The sequence below is a fragment of the Pseudomonas sp. W22_MBD1_FP4 genome, assembly GCF_052113765.1.
Lineage (GTDB): Bacteria > Pseudomonadota > Gammaproteobacteria > Pseudomonadales > Pseudomonadaceae > Aquipseudomonas > Aquipseudomonas sivasensis.
In genome coordinates this window covers 51,256-67,822 of sequence record NZ_JBGQOI010000013.1, presented here as the reverse complement: position 1 = coordinate 67,822, position 16,567 = coordinate 51,256, and the positions used below count along the sequence as shown (strand labels likewise).

Below are 16,567 nucleotides of genomic sequence, written 5' to 3'. Positions count from 1 at the left end.
CGACGGTCACCTGGGATTCCAGGTGCTGTGAAAATAAGGTATCTTAAGCACTGATAGCATGGTGCAATATCATTAAATCTAGTAGTGGGGAAAGCAGGTGCATTCGAAAATGACGTTCAAAATGGTGGCGCTGATGGCGGCAATGACTCTCGCCGGCTGCCAGGCTCAGCAGAGTCGGCCGCTCATGACCGAGAATGATCCCGCTGTGCAAGAGCTTAATGATGCAGCCCAGCGAGTTGCACGCGCAGCTGAGCAGGCTTCTCTTTCTCAGACCGTGAAAAATCAGAGAGGCAGGGTTACGCAAGAACTCAAGGTCGACCTGAGTAAGGTGCCCCCTGAAATGCGTTCACCTTTGCTGCTAGAGGGCGGCTTCAACGGCGAGCTAGAGATTTTTATCAAGAGCATTGCCAGTTCTGTCGGTTGGCCTGCGCCGATATTTCTCGGAACACCACCTAGCTTGCCGCTGATGGTTGCTTTTACGGAGCAACGCCGAGCCCCAGTGCTTTGGGTTGCTGATGCGGGCTACCAAGTGGGTGATAGCGCCGATATTCGAATCAACCCTTCGCTCCGGCAGATCATTGTTTCTTATAAAGAAGCGAAGGGCGCCAAGCAATTTGGCGTTTCCTCCCGATAACTGACAGGACCTTCATAATGTTTAACTCCAAGCTAAAACCTGCATTGATCGTTGTCGCCTTGATGTTCTGTGTGAATACATACGCTGATACCTTTCCGAAGCCTCAGACGCCGAAAGAATTGAAAAAGGATGAGGAGGACTCATGCAACTCCAATCTTTGCCTCGGTGAGTTTGGCAAGGACCTGGCAGAGTGTGAGTCGCCCCTTAAAAAATTGAACGATCTGAAGAAGAAAAAACGACCCGATTACTTGGCGAAATGTCCAAAAGTCCCGATGTCGAACTAACTACTCATTAGTCTCGCGATAGAGAAGAATTAAATTTGGCGCTTTCCCCCCAGCAGCATTCTGTTGTAATGCACGACTTCAAGCTGCATGCCCTTGTACTTGCAGTAGCGGGCTCAGGCAAGTCATTCACGATGGTCGAAAGAATTGCTTATTTGGTTGAGGCCATTAGGGTTGACCCAACCAAAATTGTCGCAGTCATGTTCAATAAGAAAGCAGCTGATGAGATGCTTCTAAAGCTCCAGAAGCGAATTGGAAAGCGTAATGCACCAGAGTCGTACACGTTCCATGGTCTGGGCACTAGGACGCTGAAGCGGTTGATTCAGGGGGGCTTCGCCGAGCCCTGGGCTTTCGAGGCGAACACGCATAAGGCAACCAAATTCGCAGCTGAAGTAATTGGGTCTGCATGCCGAAAATACGGTCATAAATACCCTCGCCTTGTTGCAAAGGAATTTCTGTCGTTCATTGACCGAGTAAAAAGCGATCTTGAATCCCCTGAATCCGTTTGGGAAAACGGTAACTGGCCTGCACGGTATGAGTGGTTCGTGCCATGGTACAACCAGTTTGAAAAAGAGCGCCGGGAAAAACGCATTCGATTTTTTTCTGATCTTATCTATGATCCTGTTCAGATCATGCTGAATAACCCTGCTGCTGCGAGTTATATCGAAGGTCGCTACGCCCATGTAATTCTAGATGAGTATCAGGACATCTGTGAAAGTCAGCAGGCGCTTATTCGGTTCATCGCAGGGCTTACTGCTGTTGTTATGTGTGTTGGCGATGATGATCAAACCATCTACGGTTGGCGTGGCGCGAAGTCGGATTACATCCTGCGGGACTTTCACCGCGACTTTCCAGGTGGCACCATCTACAAGCTAAACCGGACCTGGCGATATGGGCACGCGCTTTCCTGCGCCGCCAACTACGTCATATCCGGGAATTCTGACAGAGCAGACAAGCTCTGCATTTCCAGTTCCAAAGCACCGAATACAGAGCTGTTTCTTGAGTATGAGGTGATACAGAACGGCAAGCCGAAAATTGTAAATATCGTTGATCACTGGTTGAAGAAAGGCGGTCAACTCGAAGAAATGGTTGTGCTGGTTAGGTCTTACTCAAAGTCAGCTGAAAGCCAGTTTCATCTTCTTCAGCATGGCATTCCTTTTAGGCTGGAAGGCGGTGATGAGGCGTCGGTTCTTGAAAACAAATGGGTGGCTTCCCTGATTGGCTGGATGCAGCTCGCAGCGGGACAGCTAGCGATCAACCCTTACGCCGGCGATCCTGACATTGGATCAATAGTGGGTATCCGTAAGGTCATTGACGTACCCTTGCTCGATATCGGATGGGAGAAAAGCGGGATCCTTGCCAAAATGGTGCTTCAGCACCCTGAGGAAGGGCAGGGGTTTGGCAACTTTGTATCCTTGCACGTTGCCTCACAGAATCAGCAGATGTCCGACAGGGTTTTGAAACGCGGCAAGTTGTGGCGGAAGCTCCGCCATATGGGCAAAGCGCGCGAGTATCCCAAAGCAGTGATTTTATTGAATGAGTTGATGTACTTTCTTGATATTGAAAAAAATGTCACTAAAGAGTCGGACACAGACGAAGAGGCTGACGAAATTCTGAGCCTCATCGAAGCGTTTATTGAGTATGTTAAGTTGAATTCTAAGGGTAAGTCCCTCCCAGAGTTCATGAATCATATCCAAGATCTCCTTACATTCTCGGAAAAGGCGAAGGAGTCAACAGTAGCGCTCCTGATCACCAGTATTCACAGATCAAAGGGAATGGAGTGGCCATGCGTCATTATGCCGAGCCTATATCAAGGGGCGTTTCCAATTGTCCCAAGGTCTATTAATGAGTCCAAAATCGAAACTCATCTTGCGGACGAGCGTCGCCTTTTTTACGTTGGTATGACTCGCGCTATTAGGCAGCTTTACATGATTGCCCCACGTGACCCGCAGCTGGATGAATGGTTGAGGGCTTGTAAAGGCGGCAACTGTGATGATGTAATCCCGTTTGCTAAAAACAGGTCTGTCGCAAGCCAATTCCTATACGAAAGCAATCTCTATTTGTCCAAAGCATTGCCAGCCATCCTAGCAGGTGGTAGGGGCAGGGAAAGCCTCAGAGCTTCTTCCCCAGAGTTGCTGAACCGATATTTGGAAGAGCTGGGCGTGGATTTTCAAGTTCCAAAAATCGCATGAGGTGCATTAGATATGAGCTTAATTCAGGAATATAACGAGCTGGAAGAATTGATTCGGGCCTCCCAGGCTCGCATGGATGAAATTTCCAGCAATGATGATTTCAAGGCTGAAAAGGAGTTCGATACAAAGCTCCGTGGGCTGCTGGGTACTTACGGCAAATCTCTTCGCGACGTCATCGCTATCCTTGATCCATCTCGGCTCCCCACTGCTGATAATAAGCAACCTAAAGGAAAACAAGAGCGCAGGCCTCGGGTACTCAAGGTTTACCTCAACCCACATTCGGGGGAGCGGGTAGAAACCAAAGGCGGCAATCACGCACTCTTGAAGAAGTGGAAAGCTGAGCACGGCTCTGATGTTGTAGAAAGCTGGCTCCAGTCGTAACTGGCGGGGCGGAGCATGCCGTACGTGTTCCGCCTGGCTTGGCAATAGAGTCCTGTGCCCTTCTAACAAATAATTAAGGCGATAATGTGAAGAGTGACGGACTGCACCCTTTTCTGGCTCGAATCCCTCCCGACTTGCACGCAGCAATCAAAAGCACTGCACGCGCTCACGCATTAAGTATGAACGTCTTTGTGCTCTCCCTGCTGAGCGATAGCCTCAAGCTTTATCCAGTGATTGAGATGATGCCTGTCATTCAGCTTACCCAGGCCAAACCCTTTTGCGTGCGAACTCCTGCCGAACTTCATGAGCAACTTCTGCATGCGGCGTTTTGCGCAGATCCTGAGCGAAGCCTTAACCTTGAGGTTTTAGGCCGAATTCTTGTAATGACGTCACCGTCGAAACAGAACGTTCTAAACGCTTGGAGCGTGTTGAACGAGCTGAATTCCACCATGGATACATTGATCAAGGCCTGTCCAGGGGCGCAGCTTGAAGCTCTGGCAAATTTGCGTACCGCACTTGATAGTCTTGAGCGTCAAATCACAAACTCCTCCGATTAAAGCTCAGATTTTAGCCGTGACGCCTAGCGGGGTATCGAAGGAATGAACCGCTATGACGACCAAATTGGTTACCCTCAAAGAACTACCCAACACCTGAACTCAGTGTGCCGGCGCAGCTGACTGGCCACTACATTTAGTAAGTGGAGGCAACACGATGAAGCGTTGGGATGTGTACCAGGACGGCAAATGGGTTGACGGTGTTCAGGCCCGTGACCATTCCGAGGCAGTGCTTGAAGCGCTGCGCAAACTCAACCTCGACGACGAGTCGGGATTGGACATGCGGCTGGCCGCGCAATAATCCGGAAAAAAGTTATGAGACCGGGAAAAATGGAATTAAGCATACTTTTCGGATCGACGCTTGCGGGTGTCCTTTCAATGGGAAACAACAAAGCGCAGGGTGTTCTAGCTGGGATCGCCCTGGCACTTCTGTTCTGGGCCATGTTTGCCCTGATTGTCGGGGTAGCGAATGTTGGCTTTCTCCCTCGCCATCGACGTGCACCGATACTTGCGTGCGTGGTTGCTCCATTCACGACCGGGTTGACCCTACTACTTTTGGGCAGTTGGCCAGGTCTCCGGAAGGTTTAGGAAAAACGACTATGGCTAGCCGCCGTCAGCCCTTCACGCGTTGTAAATTGTACATCGACGGAGCAGACGGCTTGAGCGCCGGCGACTACATCGTCACGTCCGGTGGGTCTGCCTACCTAGTACAAGCAACTCGGCCCAGTCCGAGCAAGCCTGAACGCCTATATCTAGACTGCGTTCGCTGGGTACTTGATCAGATACCCGCAGATGCCAGGTGTTACCAGCTCAATTGGTACCGCCGTTGAAGTTGATCAGCAGGGGGAGTAAGCAATGTCTTGGGCAGATGCAGCGGCGCCGGTCGTCGCGGAAGTAATTCGCACCGTGGGTCGCAGCGACATGAAAGCGCTGCGCAAGGCTTTGACCGAGGCGTACCCGTGGGGAGAGCGAGAAAATACGCCGTACAAGGCCTGGCGAGGCGAGGTTCGTCGTCAGTTGGGGCATCCGCTGAATGCGCCGAAGGCAGATCCAGGGAACAAGCAAACTGACATGTTCAACCAGCGGTAGGAAAAATCCATGCATAACCGCGACAAAGCAGCGAAGTTGCCGGTGATCGACGGTCCGTGCAAAGGGCAGCGAATAGCAAATACGGATGATCAATTTACCTTCGAGCTGAGCAGTACTCGGAGCAAAACGAAAGAGCAAGTCACCTACTGCCTTCGTCGCCATCCTCTGCTTGGCCTAGTGTGGGCATTGCCTTCAAACAAGACCGTAACGAAGTAGGAAGATGACGTTGCGGCACTGCTGCGCCGCCAGGGCCTGGCCGATGCAGATTGTTCGGACCTGGAAGAAATGGATAAAGAGCAATTTCCCGTTCTGCGAGATGAATTTGGCCTGCCCTTGAGCGGCCTCGACTGAATCTACGGATAAATCGCCGATGGACATCAACAACCAAATCCGTGACCAGCTCCAGGTACTGATCGATCTGGTAGAACAGGACGCGAAGTACACCGCTCCGGTTGCTCGTGGTGCAGCGCGGTGAGTCCCGAATTCACGAGGGGCAGCGTTTCAAACGTAATACTTTGCTCTTTGGGCATATTCCTTGTACCTCGAAATTCCTCCTACCCATTGTCGTGCATTAGAGCGAAGATTTGTTCAGGTCTTAGCGAACTGGGTAAACCAGCGTGTCAGCTTAGTGCCATCTACCAGCTCAATGCTCGTACCTGATGCGAATTTCCTGGCCTCCTGGGTGAAGTCACCTGAGGTGACAACAAAACCCCCGGCGGCACCTCGGGCTGCCATTATTCCGTATAACTCGCGAACGACTTGAACGCCAACACGCTGCGCCTTCCATTGCTTGCATTGCACCAGGTGGATTTCCCCGTGTTTGCGTAACACCAGGTCAACTCCGCCATCTGGGCCTTTCCCCGTTTCATTCACGGTGAACCCCAGCCTCCGCAGAGCCTCACCAGTCATCCTTTCAAAATCTTGCCAAGTCAATTGGCGTATAGCATCGCCGGGGTCGGAGGAGTTCGAAATATTGTGGAATTTTCGGGCCTTGTGTTTTCGTTTCAGTGATCCAACGATACCGCCGAGTACAAAAATTGGAGGGATCAAAAATTGGCTGTAAAAACAAATCACCCTGCCCAAATACTCAGCGGCCGCTATGCCAGGGTTCCCCGAACTGGTGATGATCATCGGTGCGCTACTGCCGACATAGATTCGTAGGCTGACAAAGATTGCACAAGCAATGAGTAAATTTGCCCAAAGTGGAATTTTCAACGTTACGGCAAACAGGTCATCGAAAGTCGAACTTTTGCGGCGGCGCGCCATTCTATTTTTCCTTGTTCGTACAGCAATGCGGTGTGCACAGTCCGTGCGACAACCGCGCTACGACGTGAATGTGATATTGGCCGACCGATGGCACGCTGGGATATGAGAGGTGTTACTAAATCGACATCGATAGAGCAAAGTAAATCTGCTTGCGGAAGACTTCAGGAGAACCCAGGTTGATGGTCGAGACAGAATCTCCACCAATCGTCCTGATGGTTAATGTTCCATAGTCCAAGGTGCGGCCAAGTATGCTTTGCCGCATCCCTACGCTCTCGATTCGCGAAATAGGGATGCTGATTGTGGCCCGTTGAAGAATCCCGGATTTCAGTTCGACTTCGCCCTGATGCAGTGTCACAGACGTACTGAAGACCGTTGCCACGCCTCTTATAAAAAAAGCGCAAGGGAGCACCAGCATTACTGTTTTGAGAAAAGCTGGTGCTGTGAGACATACCGCCACAAGGCTTACGAACATCAGCGGCAATGCAGAAGAGACAAACTCGATCCAGTGCGGCCCAAGTAGGGCTATTGGTGACTTATTTTGAGGTGGGTGGGTGGTCATCGGTCGTTCATTCATGATTGGTTAGGCAGCGTCAGCCCGCGCGACTTACGCGGGCTTCGTAACTGGGCTCCCGTTAGCGAGGAGTATTAAGTAGCGAGCGGATGTGCGTTAGGTTCGGAGGTGTGGCTTGATTCATTGGCGTCGTTGGGTAGTTCATCTTCGATGCCACGATGTCCAGGCCGGCATCGACACTTTGAGCAGCAGCCACCTCATCGTCGCCATTGAAGTAGGTCTCAACTTCAATTAAATCGTTTCGAGTTGCGGTGTAATCAACCACGTTCGCCATCCATGGCATCAGTGCCAGGTTCTGCTCGACAACCATCGCCATCTCGGACTTTTCAGCGTTGGAAGCAAAATCTGAAGGGACCTCATCAGACATGTTGTCGAATTCTTCGAAGTAATCAGCGTGGTGGTCTGGCGGAGCGCCAGGCGAGGAATACTGGTGATCGAACTGGTGATCGTACTCAAGCTGGTCAGGCTCGCTTTCGAGGTACTCGTCGAGCAATGAGCCCATATTTTCGGGCGTTGCGCCTGTGCGCAAGCTCTGCCCACCCCCGGATCCGCCAGCTCCACCTGAACCAACTTCCTCTTGATCATCACCCAGGTCGCTCAGGTCTAGCCCAGCATTTTCGGTGAGGAAGTCACCAATGCCAGACTGCTTGGCAGCGTCCCGAATTTTCTTGGCAGGCCCTTGCTTCTCGTCGGTGATTTTTTGAACCATTCTGATGACGTCTGCCGGCGATAACAGCTGAGAGCTAGCTACAACGCTCAGTGGGCCTGTTAATGCGTCACGCTGCTTGTCGATGTTGCTCAAGCTGGTCTTTTCATCTACCGCGACTTCACTGCCCATGGTCTGGCGGACGATGTTGGCCAATTCAGGATTCTCGGCTACGCGACGCTGAATGTTCCGAATCGCAATCATCGAGCCAAAGTAGATCTTCATTTCGCGCAGCAGGAAGCGCGAGTCATCGTGGATCATCTCACCAAGTTCGACCCACTCGGGCAAAGGGTCAATTTTAAGCAGCTTCGTGATCTCGTCCTGCGACGGTATGTGTACCTTAGCCATTCGCACGGGCCACCAATGTTTCAGGTAGCACATTTTGGGGTCGCTATCTTTTTCCTGAATCCCGTGGTTGAAGACTTGAGTCTCGTGAATTTGACCTTGATAGAGCAGAAAACCCTGGCCCATCTTCTGTTTTCTAATGGCGGTAGTGGTCAGGCGGTATCGTTTATCAACGTTGATATGGTCTGAGGCATAAACCTGGTTCATTGTGCCTTCATGTTTGAAGCCACCACGCATAAGTACAGTGGCTTCACCGGACAATTCGCAAGCCAACTTTGTTGTATCATCGTCGTCCAAGTACATAAATAGCTTAAATGCAGAGTTGGCCATGATCTGCTTGGTTGTTTTCTCAATACTTAGAAGCATGCCAGGAGCATCTTGTGTTCCTGTGAGCACACCAAAACCGAGGCCTCGGGCTTGAGCATTTATCATCTCTTGGCCCTCAACTAACATATACGCATTTTCATCATTCATGATCCCGTAAGGGATGTCTGAGTTTGTAGGTAGGTTGTGAACAACCTTCTCAGCGCTACCTTCAAACACCGTACCTAAACCGACAACCATACCGTTCCTGGTTGCGGTGAGAACAATTTTACCTAGGTTGGCAAGTTCATCTCCTGACTTAGACATTGACGGCAGAAGAGTAATTAATATGCGGCCGTTCAAAACTGCATCTTGGTAGTCAATTTCACCTTGCCCAGTCAAGTAAATATGGCCGTAAGTATCAGACAAGGATGCAAGGGCACGGGTGAAATATGCTTGCGCAAAGCCAAATTGCCTAGTTACTTCCTCGTTTTGCTGGCTTATATCTTTTTTATCATCGTATCCTGAAAGGGAGCTTAGATAGCCTACAAGTGCATCACGTGAGCTTTTCCCGATAAAGTTGTTATGGCAAAGACCTACAAAATCCTTAAAGCCCATGAAGCGACGAATAACTGATGGGTCAATTTGAATTTTACCAAGATTTCGAAGGTCATTTAGCCCCGGCATGATGGCTGCAACAAGCGCAATTGCGCGCTCAGAAAAGATCTTGTTGTCCCCGCCACTTGGCGGCATAAGCGATACTAGGAGTTGAGTGTTTGAATCCGGTGTTCCGCGAGCGAAGATGCCCGCATCATTAGAACTGCGAGAAGCAGGGTCCTCAGTTTCTGGATTTTGACTTTTAATATAGTTTGTAACTCGGAAATCGAAGTCGCGACTGAAAATACGACAAAACGTCGCAATTTGGTACATCGCTTTAGGGGCTGCTTTTGCATCGTTCATTGCTGCCGCGCTACCGACAGCTAGATAATTGACTATCATTGAAACGATGTTTTCAGTCTTGCCGGCACCGGTTGTGCCCATGCACAAGAAATGCTGTGTTAGGGCTTTGAAGTTAGCCCATAACTCCATGCCGGTTATTCGGCAAATACCTAAATAAAAGCTACCGCGCGCAAGAAACCAACCTTTGTTATTGCCTGGCTTCGGATCATTTTTATCTGGCTTGCCGGCGCCTAACGGAAGGTGGATTGGTAAAACGTCATCTTTAGTAGTTACTGCCAGCTGCAAAATATAGAATATTATTGTCGAAAGGAAAAACAACGCCGGAGCGAATACAATCAGCGGTGCAGCCAAGCAGGCAAATATGAATGGGATTTGAGGATACTGGAGCAGGTCCCAGGCTTTCTTGGAAAGTGAGCGATGATCAATAATAATTTGATCAAGACTAATTTCCTGGCTTTTATGAATGACGGAACTTGGCTCACTCATGGCACGTCATCTCCGTGGTCGCCTCTGCTGTTGGTGTTGGCCCCCTTCGCAGGTGTACTTCTTTGAGGTGCAGAAAATCCGGTAGAAGAGACTGCACCTTTCGAAGCGTCATTGGCGTCCCTGATAATCTTGTTCGCACTTTCAACTTCCCGTCTTTGCGCGTCCTCGCTGTATTCGCCGGGATCGATCCAGTGTTCTTTTGAAAGCGTGTCGTGAAATGCGTATACAGCAGAAAATACCATTGGCTTAATCAGCCTTTTACCCATTTGTTCTTCGATTTGATAATGAGCCCACAATCCTGCCACCTCCCAGTAACTACATTGGCCCCCATGGGAGCATAGCAAGATAAATAGTTGTCTATTTACTGGCCTAAGCCAGCCAAAGTTCGCATGGAAGAGTCGCCCATTTGATCGGGCCAGATGTAGCACACCATATAAAACATTGTAGCTGTGGGCATGAGTTTGAATAACTCGTTGGATGTCTTCATGGCTTTCGTATTTCGCGATGAGTTCATCTGCACCGGTTGTATCGCAATGATGGGGGGTAATTGGGTTCCAGTTGGTGTCGTAAGTCGCCTCAACCCATGAAAATGCCATCTGGTTGATTAGTTCGATAGCCTCGGCTCCGTTACCTGCTGCCTGAGCGCAAAATGCCGCGTAGAGGCCTCGCTCCATAGGCGGTAACGCACTAGAACCCTTCCACAGCGACCCCAACTGTGAAGCAAATAATTTATTAGCTCTTGCAAGATTAAGGGCCGTATACCGGTAGTGCGGTAGCGCACGGCGCTTCCAAGAAAACTCTTTTAACTTTTCATCTTTAGTAAACGGCGGGATAGGAATCATTTCTTTTTCGTTGACCGGCATTGCAGGGTCAAGGATGGAAGTGTTCGCTCCTTTGTGCGTCCAAAGCAAATTGAAGTCTAGGGCAAAATCTACTGGTATGGCATAAGTGCGCCATGGTCCGTCGTAGAGATGCATGCTTAGAAGGTTTTTGCCTTGAATGATTTTGCTGGCCGGAAAGTGTTCTGCCTGAATGTCGATCAGATCATATACGTTTTTAATTTCGCGACGGTACTTAAAGCGTACTACGCCTTTTTTGACTACCCATCCGAGGTAGATCATTCCGATGCTCACTGGCCAGCGCAGAACAAAGCCATGAATTTCAAATAATCTGTAAAGAGCCTCAATACCGTACCTTTTAGGGGAGATGTGAGGAATGTTCTTCAAAGCGTTTATAAGGGTTTCGTACTGATGGTCAGTCATCAAAAATGACAAGTGTGTATAAATATGCTTGAAAACAAAAAAAGATGTATAAAAGCTAAACCACATAATGTAAGGCCGAAATATCCACCATAGGCCAAAGCACAGGCCAAGGAGAACTGCCGTCCAAATTCCGAATTCGATTAAGCCGGATGATGAAGTATCACCTTGATTCATTTTGCATCACTCGCATACATGCGTTCGAACGCTTTTCTTAACTTGGCGGCGTATATTTTATTAAATTCTGGCGTTGCTGAGTGGTACAAGGCAATTGCCCTCAGATAATCATCTTGGGTTTTTATCTCGCTGATAACATCAGGAGTAAGAACTCTTTTCAGGTGCCACGCAGCCGCGATTGCGTTAGTGCACCCATCATCTCGCAGCTCTTCTTCAGAAATACCTTGAGACTCAAATGTCTTACGGTGCATTGAGTTTATTTGAAATAACCCAATGTCATATGTGCCATTTTTGTTAGCTTTACTGTCGCGGCCGACTGATCCGCCTTCGACGAGCAGGATTGCGTATAAAATATCTTGGTGGATACCGTAGCTTTGAGAAGCGACTTTCATGCATTCAGCCGTTAACGGCCGTTTTACACCCTGCTGAACAGGTGTCGCTTCATTGCTTGCGGGTGCAGCAAAGCAGCTGCCCCACCCGCAGAGTACCGCCAGTGCAGTAGCGACTGCACAGCCTGTCATGTTATTTCTGCGCAAAGCCTTGCCCAGGTGCTTGTTGGTTGTTCTGCCGGTTTTGTTCGCGGGCAGGATTCATTGTGCGAATTGCGCTGTCGATTGATAGTTCGAGACCTAGATAGATTTTTTCAAACTTCTCAATAATGTGCTCCAGAGGGTACCCATTAGCAGCGATGGAGCGCCTTGTTTGCTCCGGTAGCTCTTTGATTTGTGCAACAGTATCTTCAATGCTTTCTTTCCACTGCTCAGCCATAAGGTCAGCAGCGCTGGCTAACAATGTTTTAGCAAAATATGACTGTTCGTTGGGGTTAAGTGCGTATCGGGCCGTTAAGTCGTCAACCGTTCCCCGAATAATTCGATCATTAAAGTAAGTGCTGATTTCGGATGCCATTTTTGCAGCATCGGAATGGAAATAATTGAAACATTGGTATTCAGCCATTACGGCACAAGTAGCCAACATCAATGCACTTGTTATTTCATTTTGGGGCGAGGACGACGGATGACTGATTGATCCGATGGCAGCGGCTTCATTCATAAATGTTATTAGAGGTTGAATGTATGTGTTGTCCGGCTTGTCCAAGATCGCTGTATTGCCCTGCTCCAGGGAATTCGTAATGATCTTGACGAGCTGGCCTGAAATGGTTGCAGACAACCAAGGGGGTGCCTCCCCATCCTTAAGGTTGTAAGCATTCAATATTAATTTTGTATCGATGTTTGCGCGCATCAATACTTTGTTCATGATTTTGTTAGCTTGCTCCGGTGTTGCACCGTGCCGACTTACCGCTTGCAATATTGGACCAAGAATTTTTACACCATGTGCGGCTGCCTTCACGGCAGTATCGACCTTTTCAAGTCTTAATATGTCACTCTCCGTATTCCGGAAGGCTTGAGCCATTACATCGTCAATATTGACTTTCAAATTACCGTTACCGTCTTTGCCAGTTTGGCCGCGAGTTGTAATGCCGTCGTTTTGAATGTCGGCGTTCAGTTGATCATCGAGATCCTGTTCAGTCAAAGTGCGATTATCCACAGTCATACTCATATAGTCTTCAAGAGTGTCTTTGTTCATTTTGGGCGTCCTTACCTCATTGAACCGAACGATACGGCTCGACTAATTTTTTGTGTTTGTTCGTTAGGTTTAAGTTGCGAGCGTTGATTCAACATGTGCTCTTCGAGAATGGGTAGTGTCAGCAGGTTAGGGAAGCTGATAGCCATGGATGACCGGTCGCTTGATTCCATTTCGGGGCTGACCCAGTTTTCCTGTAGGTCCGCGAAGTAGGGCTCTATGGCGATCACTTGCTGATTGAACGGAAGTTGTTGCCATTCAGATGGTGCTATATCCAGCTCGCGCATGCCTACACAGATGCAATGTTCCAGTGCAGAGTCAAGGAACTGCACTGCGACACTCATTGGTATTCCGCCTTTCTGGATGACGCAAAGATTCCCGAATGGTGAAGCCGGATCCTCAATCATGGTGAAGGGTAGCGCATTGTATTTCGCAGCCGAGAGGCCGCTTAACCGGGCAAGTGCGTCTGCGTGGATTGTAAGTGCCCACGTGAGCGGACCTGCTTCATCTACCGCCACGGCGGCCTCCACGATCTCATCACGCAGAGCGAACGCTTGCGCGCCCATGTCCGCTGCGCGTAGAACGAGCAACTTTGAAATCAGCTCAAAAGCTTCTTCCTGGTACCTGAATTCGTTCATCGCGGAAGCCTATAAAAAAACGTATCGTGATACTGTACGTGAATAATTGGAGCGTGTGTAGGGATGCTTTTGCACGCGGCGTCGCCATGATTCTGCGGCTCTCCGGGCAACGTGAGTGTCTTAATGGATTTTTCTGGTCCATCGCACTGCTTACCAAATAATTTGCTAACCCATCTGATGTTTTCAGGAGGTATACGTGGCCAGTCAACAACTGTCAGAGCGTGAAGCCGAGCTTTTTCAAGCGTTCGCCATTGGAGCAAAATCTTCCCAGGATGAGAGCGCTGAGCATGTAGTGCGTGCTTTCAGAGAGCGTTATGCCGATGATCCAGAAATGCTGGAAAGCTTTGAGGACGGCCAAGACTCCATTCACTCCGAACGGGTCTACATGGGGCTGATTAAAAATCACGGTCAGGCAAAGTACCAACACGACCCGAAGGAAAGCATGAGCTACTTCGTCACGCTTTCCACGCCTGCCGGCGACGTGGATGTCTGGGGGAAGGACCTTCAGCGAGCGCTTACTGAAAGAAAACTCAAAGTCGGCGATCCCATCAGGCTTGATTACAAGGGCAGGGAACCGGTTACAGTTCAGGTGAAGAAGAAAGACGGCCAGGGTAATGTCATTGGACAGGAGACCATTGCAACGCACCGGAACACCTGGAAAGCCCAGAAGTGGCCAGGGCCGATGCATTCCGCACCGGCAGAGAATTCTAAGGCGGGACCAGGTGGCCATGCTCCCCAGCCAATTTCGGGTAGTGGTCCCGTTCTACCGACAGGCCGACCACAGATGTCTGCCGCGCAAAGTTTTATGTTAGGTGCCAAAGGCCTGGGAGGACTCAAGTCAATGCTCAGCTCTGGCGGTGGGGCGGTAAACAACGCAGTGGGCGGCTTTCGCGCCGAAAGACCGGAGATGGAGTTTCGTAAGGTTTTGGATGAGGCCGAGCAGCACGTAAAAACTCTTGTCGCTGCGGGCATTGGCACCACTGATCCAGCTATGAGCGCTGACCAGGTCATCGCACACAGTCACGACATCCTGCGAGTGATGGAAAACAAGGAAGCTTTTGACAAGCTTTCCTCTGCTCTTGATCGCGCCGTTTTGTTGTCGAGGGGGGCAATAGAAAAGGGTGCGCATGCCGGCGTTGAAGAATCCACCCTGTCGGAGCGAGGGGTAGATCCTCTCAAGCATTTTCTGAAGCAGCATGAGTCTGTGCTCAAAGCGCTGCCCGTCGACGATCACAATTTATACGACCGATTGCAGAAGGGGATTGAGCGTCTTGTGGCAATGATTGCGTCAATGTTCGAGCGTCTCGTCAACGGCAACGACAACCCCGTAAGCAAATCAGATCGAGACGGCCCTAAGCTTGGGGCTTAACTCAACAGCGTACTTTGGGCAAAGCGGCCCAAGACGTCGTATAAGCAGGGGTTAGGTATTGACGATGCATCTTCCACGGACCCGCTGAGGTGTCGCGCGCCAGTCTAATTGTGCCGCGTCCCTGCTTGGCATTGATGGAGTCCATCACCGCCATCAGGGCGTCGCTATTGCGACGGGGGGCTGGAGCAAAAAGGTCTCCGGTAATCAAACCTCGCTGGCTGAACTGCGACAGCACAATTCCTGCTTTGGCGAACTCAATGCCTGACCTATACAGCGCTGTCATTCCTGTGATTGCCGCGCCCAGCAGGTCGCGGGTGTCATCGGTAGGCGAAGGTAGGGCGATGATCCGCGATCCACAGTACTGCTCAACTGAAGCGAAGGGACTTGTCCTTGCAAAAACCTGAATGCAGTTCGCTAGACTGCCCTGTCTTCTAAGTTTTGCTGCGGCAGTAGATACAAAAGCTGCAATCGCTTCCAGCAGCGGCTCCAACTGCGATATTTTATTACCGAACGACCTCGAAGCGATGATCATTTGCTTCTGCCCGGTACCGGTGTCGCTGACGTCAATACAAGCTGCTCCCAGTAACTCCCGCGCTGTGCGCTCTACATTCACGCTGAAGTGGCGACGGAGAAACTTTGGATCAGCTGATGCCAATTGCCATGCTGTAGTCATGCCCAGCCCGCCCAGTTGCTCTGTCAGTCTCCCACCGATGCCCCACACTTCATTCACTGGTGCAATCTTGAGGAGCTTGTCTCGCCGCGATGGGTCGCGTAGGTCAACGATGCAGCCAGTGCTCTTCTTCCACTTCTTGGCTGCCCAGTTTGCAAGCTTTGCCAGCGTCGCGGTGCTCGATATCCCAACACCGACATCGAGACCGAGTCGTTTCTTTATCATCGCTTGAGTTTCAAGCGCCCAGGTATAGGGGTCTGCAATCCCATGGAGCAGGCAAAATGATTCGTCGATGGAGTTTTCAAATGATCGAGGCGCCTGGCTTTCCAAAATTGCCATGACTCGGTTGCTCAGGCTCTGATACAACTCGTAGTTGGAGCTGAACAGGTGAAGCCTTTTCTGCTCCACCAGATGGCGCAACTCGAAAACAGGCTGTGCCATCTTGATGCCGAGCGCCTTCGCATGGTCATTGCGCGCCACAACCGCCCCGTCGTTGTTGCTCGCAACCACCACGGGTTTGTCCCTAAGCCATGGCTGAAAGCTCGTCTCACAGCTGACATAAAACGAATTTACGTCGACGATGGCTATGGTCATTTCTGTGCTCTCAAAGGCTGTGCAGGACCCACACGCATACTCCCCAAACCTCGAATGCTTCTCCATCGCCAAGCTTGATTGGTGCGTACTGTTGATTTTCCGCAAGTAAAACCACGGCGCCGGCACCATCAACAAACAAACGCTTTACTACAAATTCGGCGCCGATCACCGCCACGACAACATTGCCAGCCTTGGGAGTTTTTGCGCGGTCGACCACAAGGACGTCTCCATCACCGATTCCCGCATTTATCATCGAGTCTCCCCAGGCCCTCATCAGGAAGATGGATGATGTCGGGCGTATCCCTACCAGGTCATCGAGCGACAGATCTGGCTGCTGATAGTCGGCAGCGGGGGAGGGAAACCCACAGCTCGCCTGACCTGCAAAGGGTAATGCTTGGTGCAAGGCGTTTGGCATGAGGTGGGCAAGTATCGTTGCAGTCATGGGTCTGGTACTGGATATTTATACAGATGTGAGCTTAACCCGGAAGGCGAGGCAGCAACAGTCAAATGA

18 protein-coding genes are annotated in these 16,567 nt (G+C 50.3%); 8 read left to right on the top strand and 10 right to left on the bottom strand.

Annotation, left to right across the window (positions count from 1 at the left end):
* Positions 1-109 precede the first annotated feature (109 nt).
* The 7 genes from ACEN2T_RS17505 (at position 110) to ACEN2T_RS17475 (ending at position 5,131) form a co-directional block, all read left to right on the top strand.
* Positions 110-634 (top strand): DotD/TraH family lipoprotein, encoded by a 525-nt coding sequence (locus tag ACEN2T_RS17505; RefSeq protein WP_442117130.1) that lies wholly within the window; start codon positions 110-112, stop codon positions 632-634.
* A gap of 17 nt (positions 635-651) precedes the next feature.
* Positions 652-918: a hypothetical protein gene (locus tag ACEN2T_RS17500; protein ID WP_442117129.1), complete on the top strand. Its 267-nt coding sequence runs from the start codon at positions 652-654 to the stop codon at positions 916-918.
* Positions 919-953: 35 nt separating this feature from the next.
* Positions 954-3,107, top strand: coding sequence for an ATP-dependent helicase (locus ACEN2T_RS17495; RefSeq protein ID WP_442117128.1), 2,154 nt, complete (start codon positions 954-956; stop codon positions 3,105-3,107).
* A 12-nt stretch (positions 3,108-3,119) separates the two neighbouring features.
* The gene (locus tag ACEN2T_RS17490; RefSeq protein ID WP_442117127.1) at positions 3,120-3,488 is read left to right on the top strand and encodes a histone-like nucleoid-structuring protein, MvaT/MvaU family; all 369 of its coding nucleotides are present in this window, start codon (positions 3,120-3,122) and stop codon (positions 3,486-3,488) included.
* Positions 3,489-3,574: 86 nt separating this feature from the next.
* A complete protein-coding gene (locus ACEN2T_RS17485) occupies positions 3,575-4,045 on the top strand; it encodes a toxin-antitoxin system HicB family antitoxin (RefSeq protein ID WP_442117126.1) in 471 nt (156 codons plus the stop codon).
* A 154-nt stretch (positions 4,046-4,199) separates the two neighbouring features.
* Positions 4,200-4,343: a hypothetical protein gene (locus tag ACEN2T_RS17480; RefSeq protein WP_442117125.1), complete on the top strand. Its 144-nt coding sequence runs from the start codon at positions 4,200-4,202 to the stop codon at positions 4,341-4,343.
* Positions 4,344-4,897: 554 nt separating this feature from the next.
* Positions 4,898-5,131, top strand: a complete 234-nt coding sequence (locus ACEN2T_RS17475; protein ID WP_442117124.1) for a hypothetical protein — start codon at positions 4,898-4,900, stop codon at positions 5,129-5,131.
* A 192-nt stretch (positions 5,132-5,323) separates the two neighbouring features.
* On the opposite strand, the gene ACEN2T_RS17470 is transcribed toward ACEN2T_RS17475, so the two are convergent.
* From ACEN2T_RS17470 to ACEN2T_RS17435, 8 genes are all read right to left on the bottom strand, one after another.
* Positions 5,324-5,509: a hypothetical protein gene (locus ACEN2T_RS17470; RefSeq protein WP_442117123.1), complete on the bottom strand. Its 186-nt coding sequence runs from the start codon at positions 5,507-5,509 to the stop codon at positions 5,324-5,326.
* Positions 5,510-5,719: 210 nt separating this feature from the next.
* Positions 5,720-6,397, bottom strand: a complete 678-nt coding sequence (locus ACEN2T_RS17465; protein ID WP_442117122.1) for a restriction endonuclease — start codon at positions 6,395-6,397, stop codon at positions 5,720-5,722.
* A gap of 115 nt (positions 6,398-6,512) precedes the next feature.
* Positions 6,513-6,956 (bottom strand): PH domain-containing protein, encoded by a 444-nt coding sequence (locus tag ACEN2T_RS17460; protein WP_442117121.1) that lies wholly within the window; start codon positions 6,954-6,956, stop codon positions 6,513-6,515.
* 73 nt (positions 6,957-7,029) lie between these two features.
* A complete protein-coding gene (locus tag ACEN2T_RS17455; protein ID WP_442117120.1) occupies positions 7,030-9,768 on the bottom strand; it encodes a hypothetical protein in 2,739 nt (912 codons plus the stop codon).
* Positions 9,765-11,204 carry a secretion/conjugation apparatus DotM-related subunit gene (locus tag ACEN2T_RS17450; RefSeq protein ID WP_442117119.1) on the bottom strand — a complete coding sequence of 480 codons (1,440 nt, stop codon included), beginning with the start codon at positions 11,202-11,204 and terminating at the stop codon, positions 9,765-9,767. The genes ACEN2T_RS17455 and ACEN2T_RS17450 overlap by 4 nt, the downstream gene beginning before the upstream one ends.
* Positions 11,201-11,725, bottom strand: a complete 525-nt coding sequence (locus tag ACEN2T_RS17445) for a lytic transglycosylase domain-containing protein (RefSeq protein ID WP_442117118.1) — start codon at positions 11,723-11,725, stop codon at positions 11,201-11,203. Before ACEN2T_RS17445 ends, ACEN2T_RS17450 begins: the two co-directional genes overlap by 4 nt.
* Position 11,726: 1 nt before the next feature.
* Positions 11,727-12,788, bottom strand: a complete 1,062-nt coding sequence (locus ACEN2T_RS17440) for a hypothetical protein (protein WP_442117117.1) — start codon at positions 12,786-12,788, stop codon at positions 11,727-11,729.
* Between the two features lie 11 nt (positions 12,789-12,799).
* Positions 12,800-13,423, bottom strand: a complete 624-nt coding sequence (locus ACEN2T_RS17435) for a hypothetical protein (protein WP_442117116.1) — start codon at positions 13,421-13,423, stop codon at positions 12,800-12,802.
* Positions 13,424-13,619: 196 nt separating this feature from the next.
* Here ACEN2T_RS17435 and ACEN2T_RS17430 point away from each other — a divergent pair, with 196 nt between their 5' ends.
* Positions 13,620-14,792: a hypothetical protein gene (locus ACEN2T_RS17430; protein WP_442117115.1), complete on the top strand. Its 1,173-nt coding sequence runs from the start codon at positions 13,620-13,622 to the stop codon at positions 14,790-14,792.
* A gap of 1 nt (position 14,793) precedes the next feature.
* Here the strand turns inward: ACEN2T_RS17430 and umuC are convergent, their stop codons facing one another.
* Complete coding sequence (gene umuC, locus ACEN2T_RS17425; protein ID WP_442117114.1) at positions 14,794-16,056, bottom strand: translesion error-prone DNA polymerase V subunit UmuC; 1,263 nt, start codon at positions 16,054-16,056, stop codon at positions 14,794-14,796.
* A 10-nt stretch (positions 16,057-16,066) separates the two neighbouring features.
* Positions 16,067-16,498 (bottom strand): LexA family protein, encoded by a 432-nt coding sequence (locus ACEN2T_RS17420; RefSeq protein ID WP_442117113.1) that lies wholly within the window; start codon positions 16,496-16,498, stop codon positions 16,067-16,069.
* Between the last annotated feature and the right edge of the window lie 69 nt (positions 16,499-16,567).

Bases quoted from the DNA above. Each gene is read 5' to 3' on its own strand.
- ACEN2T_RS17445 (WP_442117118.1), bottom strand. From the start codon at position 11,725: ATGACAGGCTGTGCAGTCGCTACTGCACTGGCGGTACTCTGCGGGTGG.
- ACEN2T_RS17500 (WP_442117129.1), top strand. From the start codon at position 652: ATGTTTAACTCCAAGCTAAAACCTGCATTGATCGTTGTCGCCTTGATG.
- ACEN2T_RS17455 (WP_442117120.1), bottom strand. From the start codon at position 9,768: ATGAGTGAGCCAAGTTCCGTCATTCATAAAAGCCAGGAAATTAGTCTT.
- ACEN2T_RS17475 (WP_442117124.1), top strand. From the start codon at position 4,898: ATGTCTTGGGCAGATGCAGCGGCGCCGGTCGTCGCGGAAGTAATTCGC.
- umuC (WP_442117114.1), bottom strand. From the start codon at position 16,056: ATGACCATAGCCATCGTCGACGTAAATTCGTTTTATGTCAGCTGTGAG.
- ACEN2T_RS17420 (WP_442117113.1), bottom strand. From the start codon at position 16,498: ATGACTGCAACGATACTTGCCCACCTCATGCCAAACGCCTTGCACCAA.
- ACEN2T_RS17470 (WP_442117123.1), bottom strand. From the start codon at position 5,509: ATGTCCATCGGCGATTTATCCGTAGATTCAGTCGAGGCCGCTCAAGGG.
- ACEN2T_RS17465 (WP_442117122.1), bottom strand. From the start codon at position 6,397: ATGGCGCGCCGCCGCAAAAGTTCGACTTTCGATGACCTGTTTGCCGTA.
- ACEN2T_RS17450 (WP_442117119.1), bottom strand. From the start codon at position 11,204: ATGAATCAAGGTGATACTTCATCATCCGGCTTAATCGAATTCGGAATT.
- ACEN2T_RS17460 (WP_442117121.1), bottom strand. From the start codon at position 6,956: ATGACCACCCACCCACCTCAAAATAAGTCACCAATAGCCCTACTTGGG.
- ACEN2T_RS17505 (WP_442117130.1), top strand. From the start codon at position 110: ATGACGTTCAAAATGGTGGCGCTGATGGCGGCAATGACTCTCGCCGGC.
- ACEN2T_RS17490 (WP_442117127.1), top strand. From the start codon at position 3,120: ATGAGCTTAATTCAGGAATATAACGAGCTGGAAGAATTGATTCGGGCC.
- ACEN2T_RS17440 (WP_442117117.1), bottom strand. From the start codon at position 12,788: ATGAACAAAGACACTCTTGAAGACTATATGAGTATGACTGTGGATAAT.
- ACEN2T_RS17435 (WP_442117116.1), bottom strand. From the start codon at position 13,423: ATGAACGAATTCAGGTACCAGGAAGAAGCTTTTGAGCTGATTTCAAAG.
- ACEN2T_RS17480 (WP_442117125.1), top strand. From the start codon at position 4,200: ATGAAGCGTTGGGATGTGTACCAGGACGGCAAATGGGTTGACGGTGTT.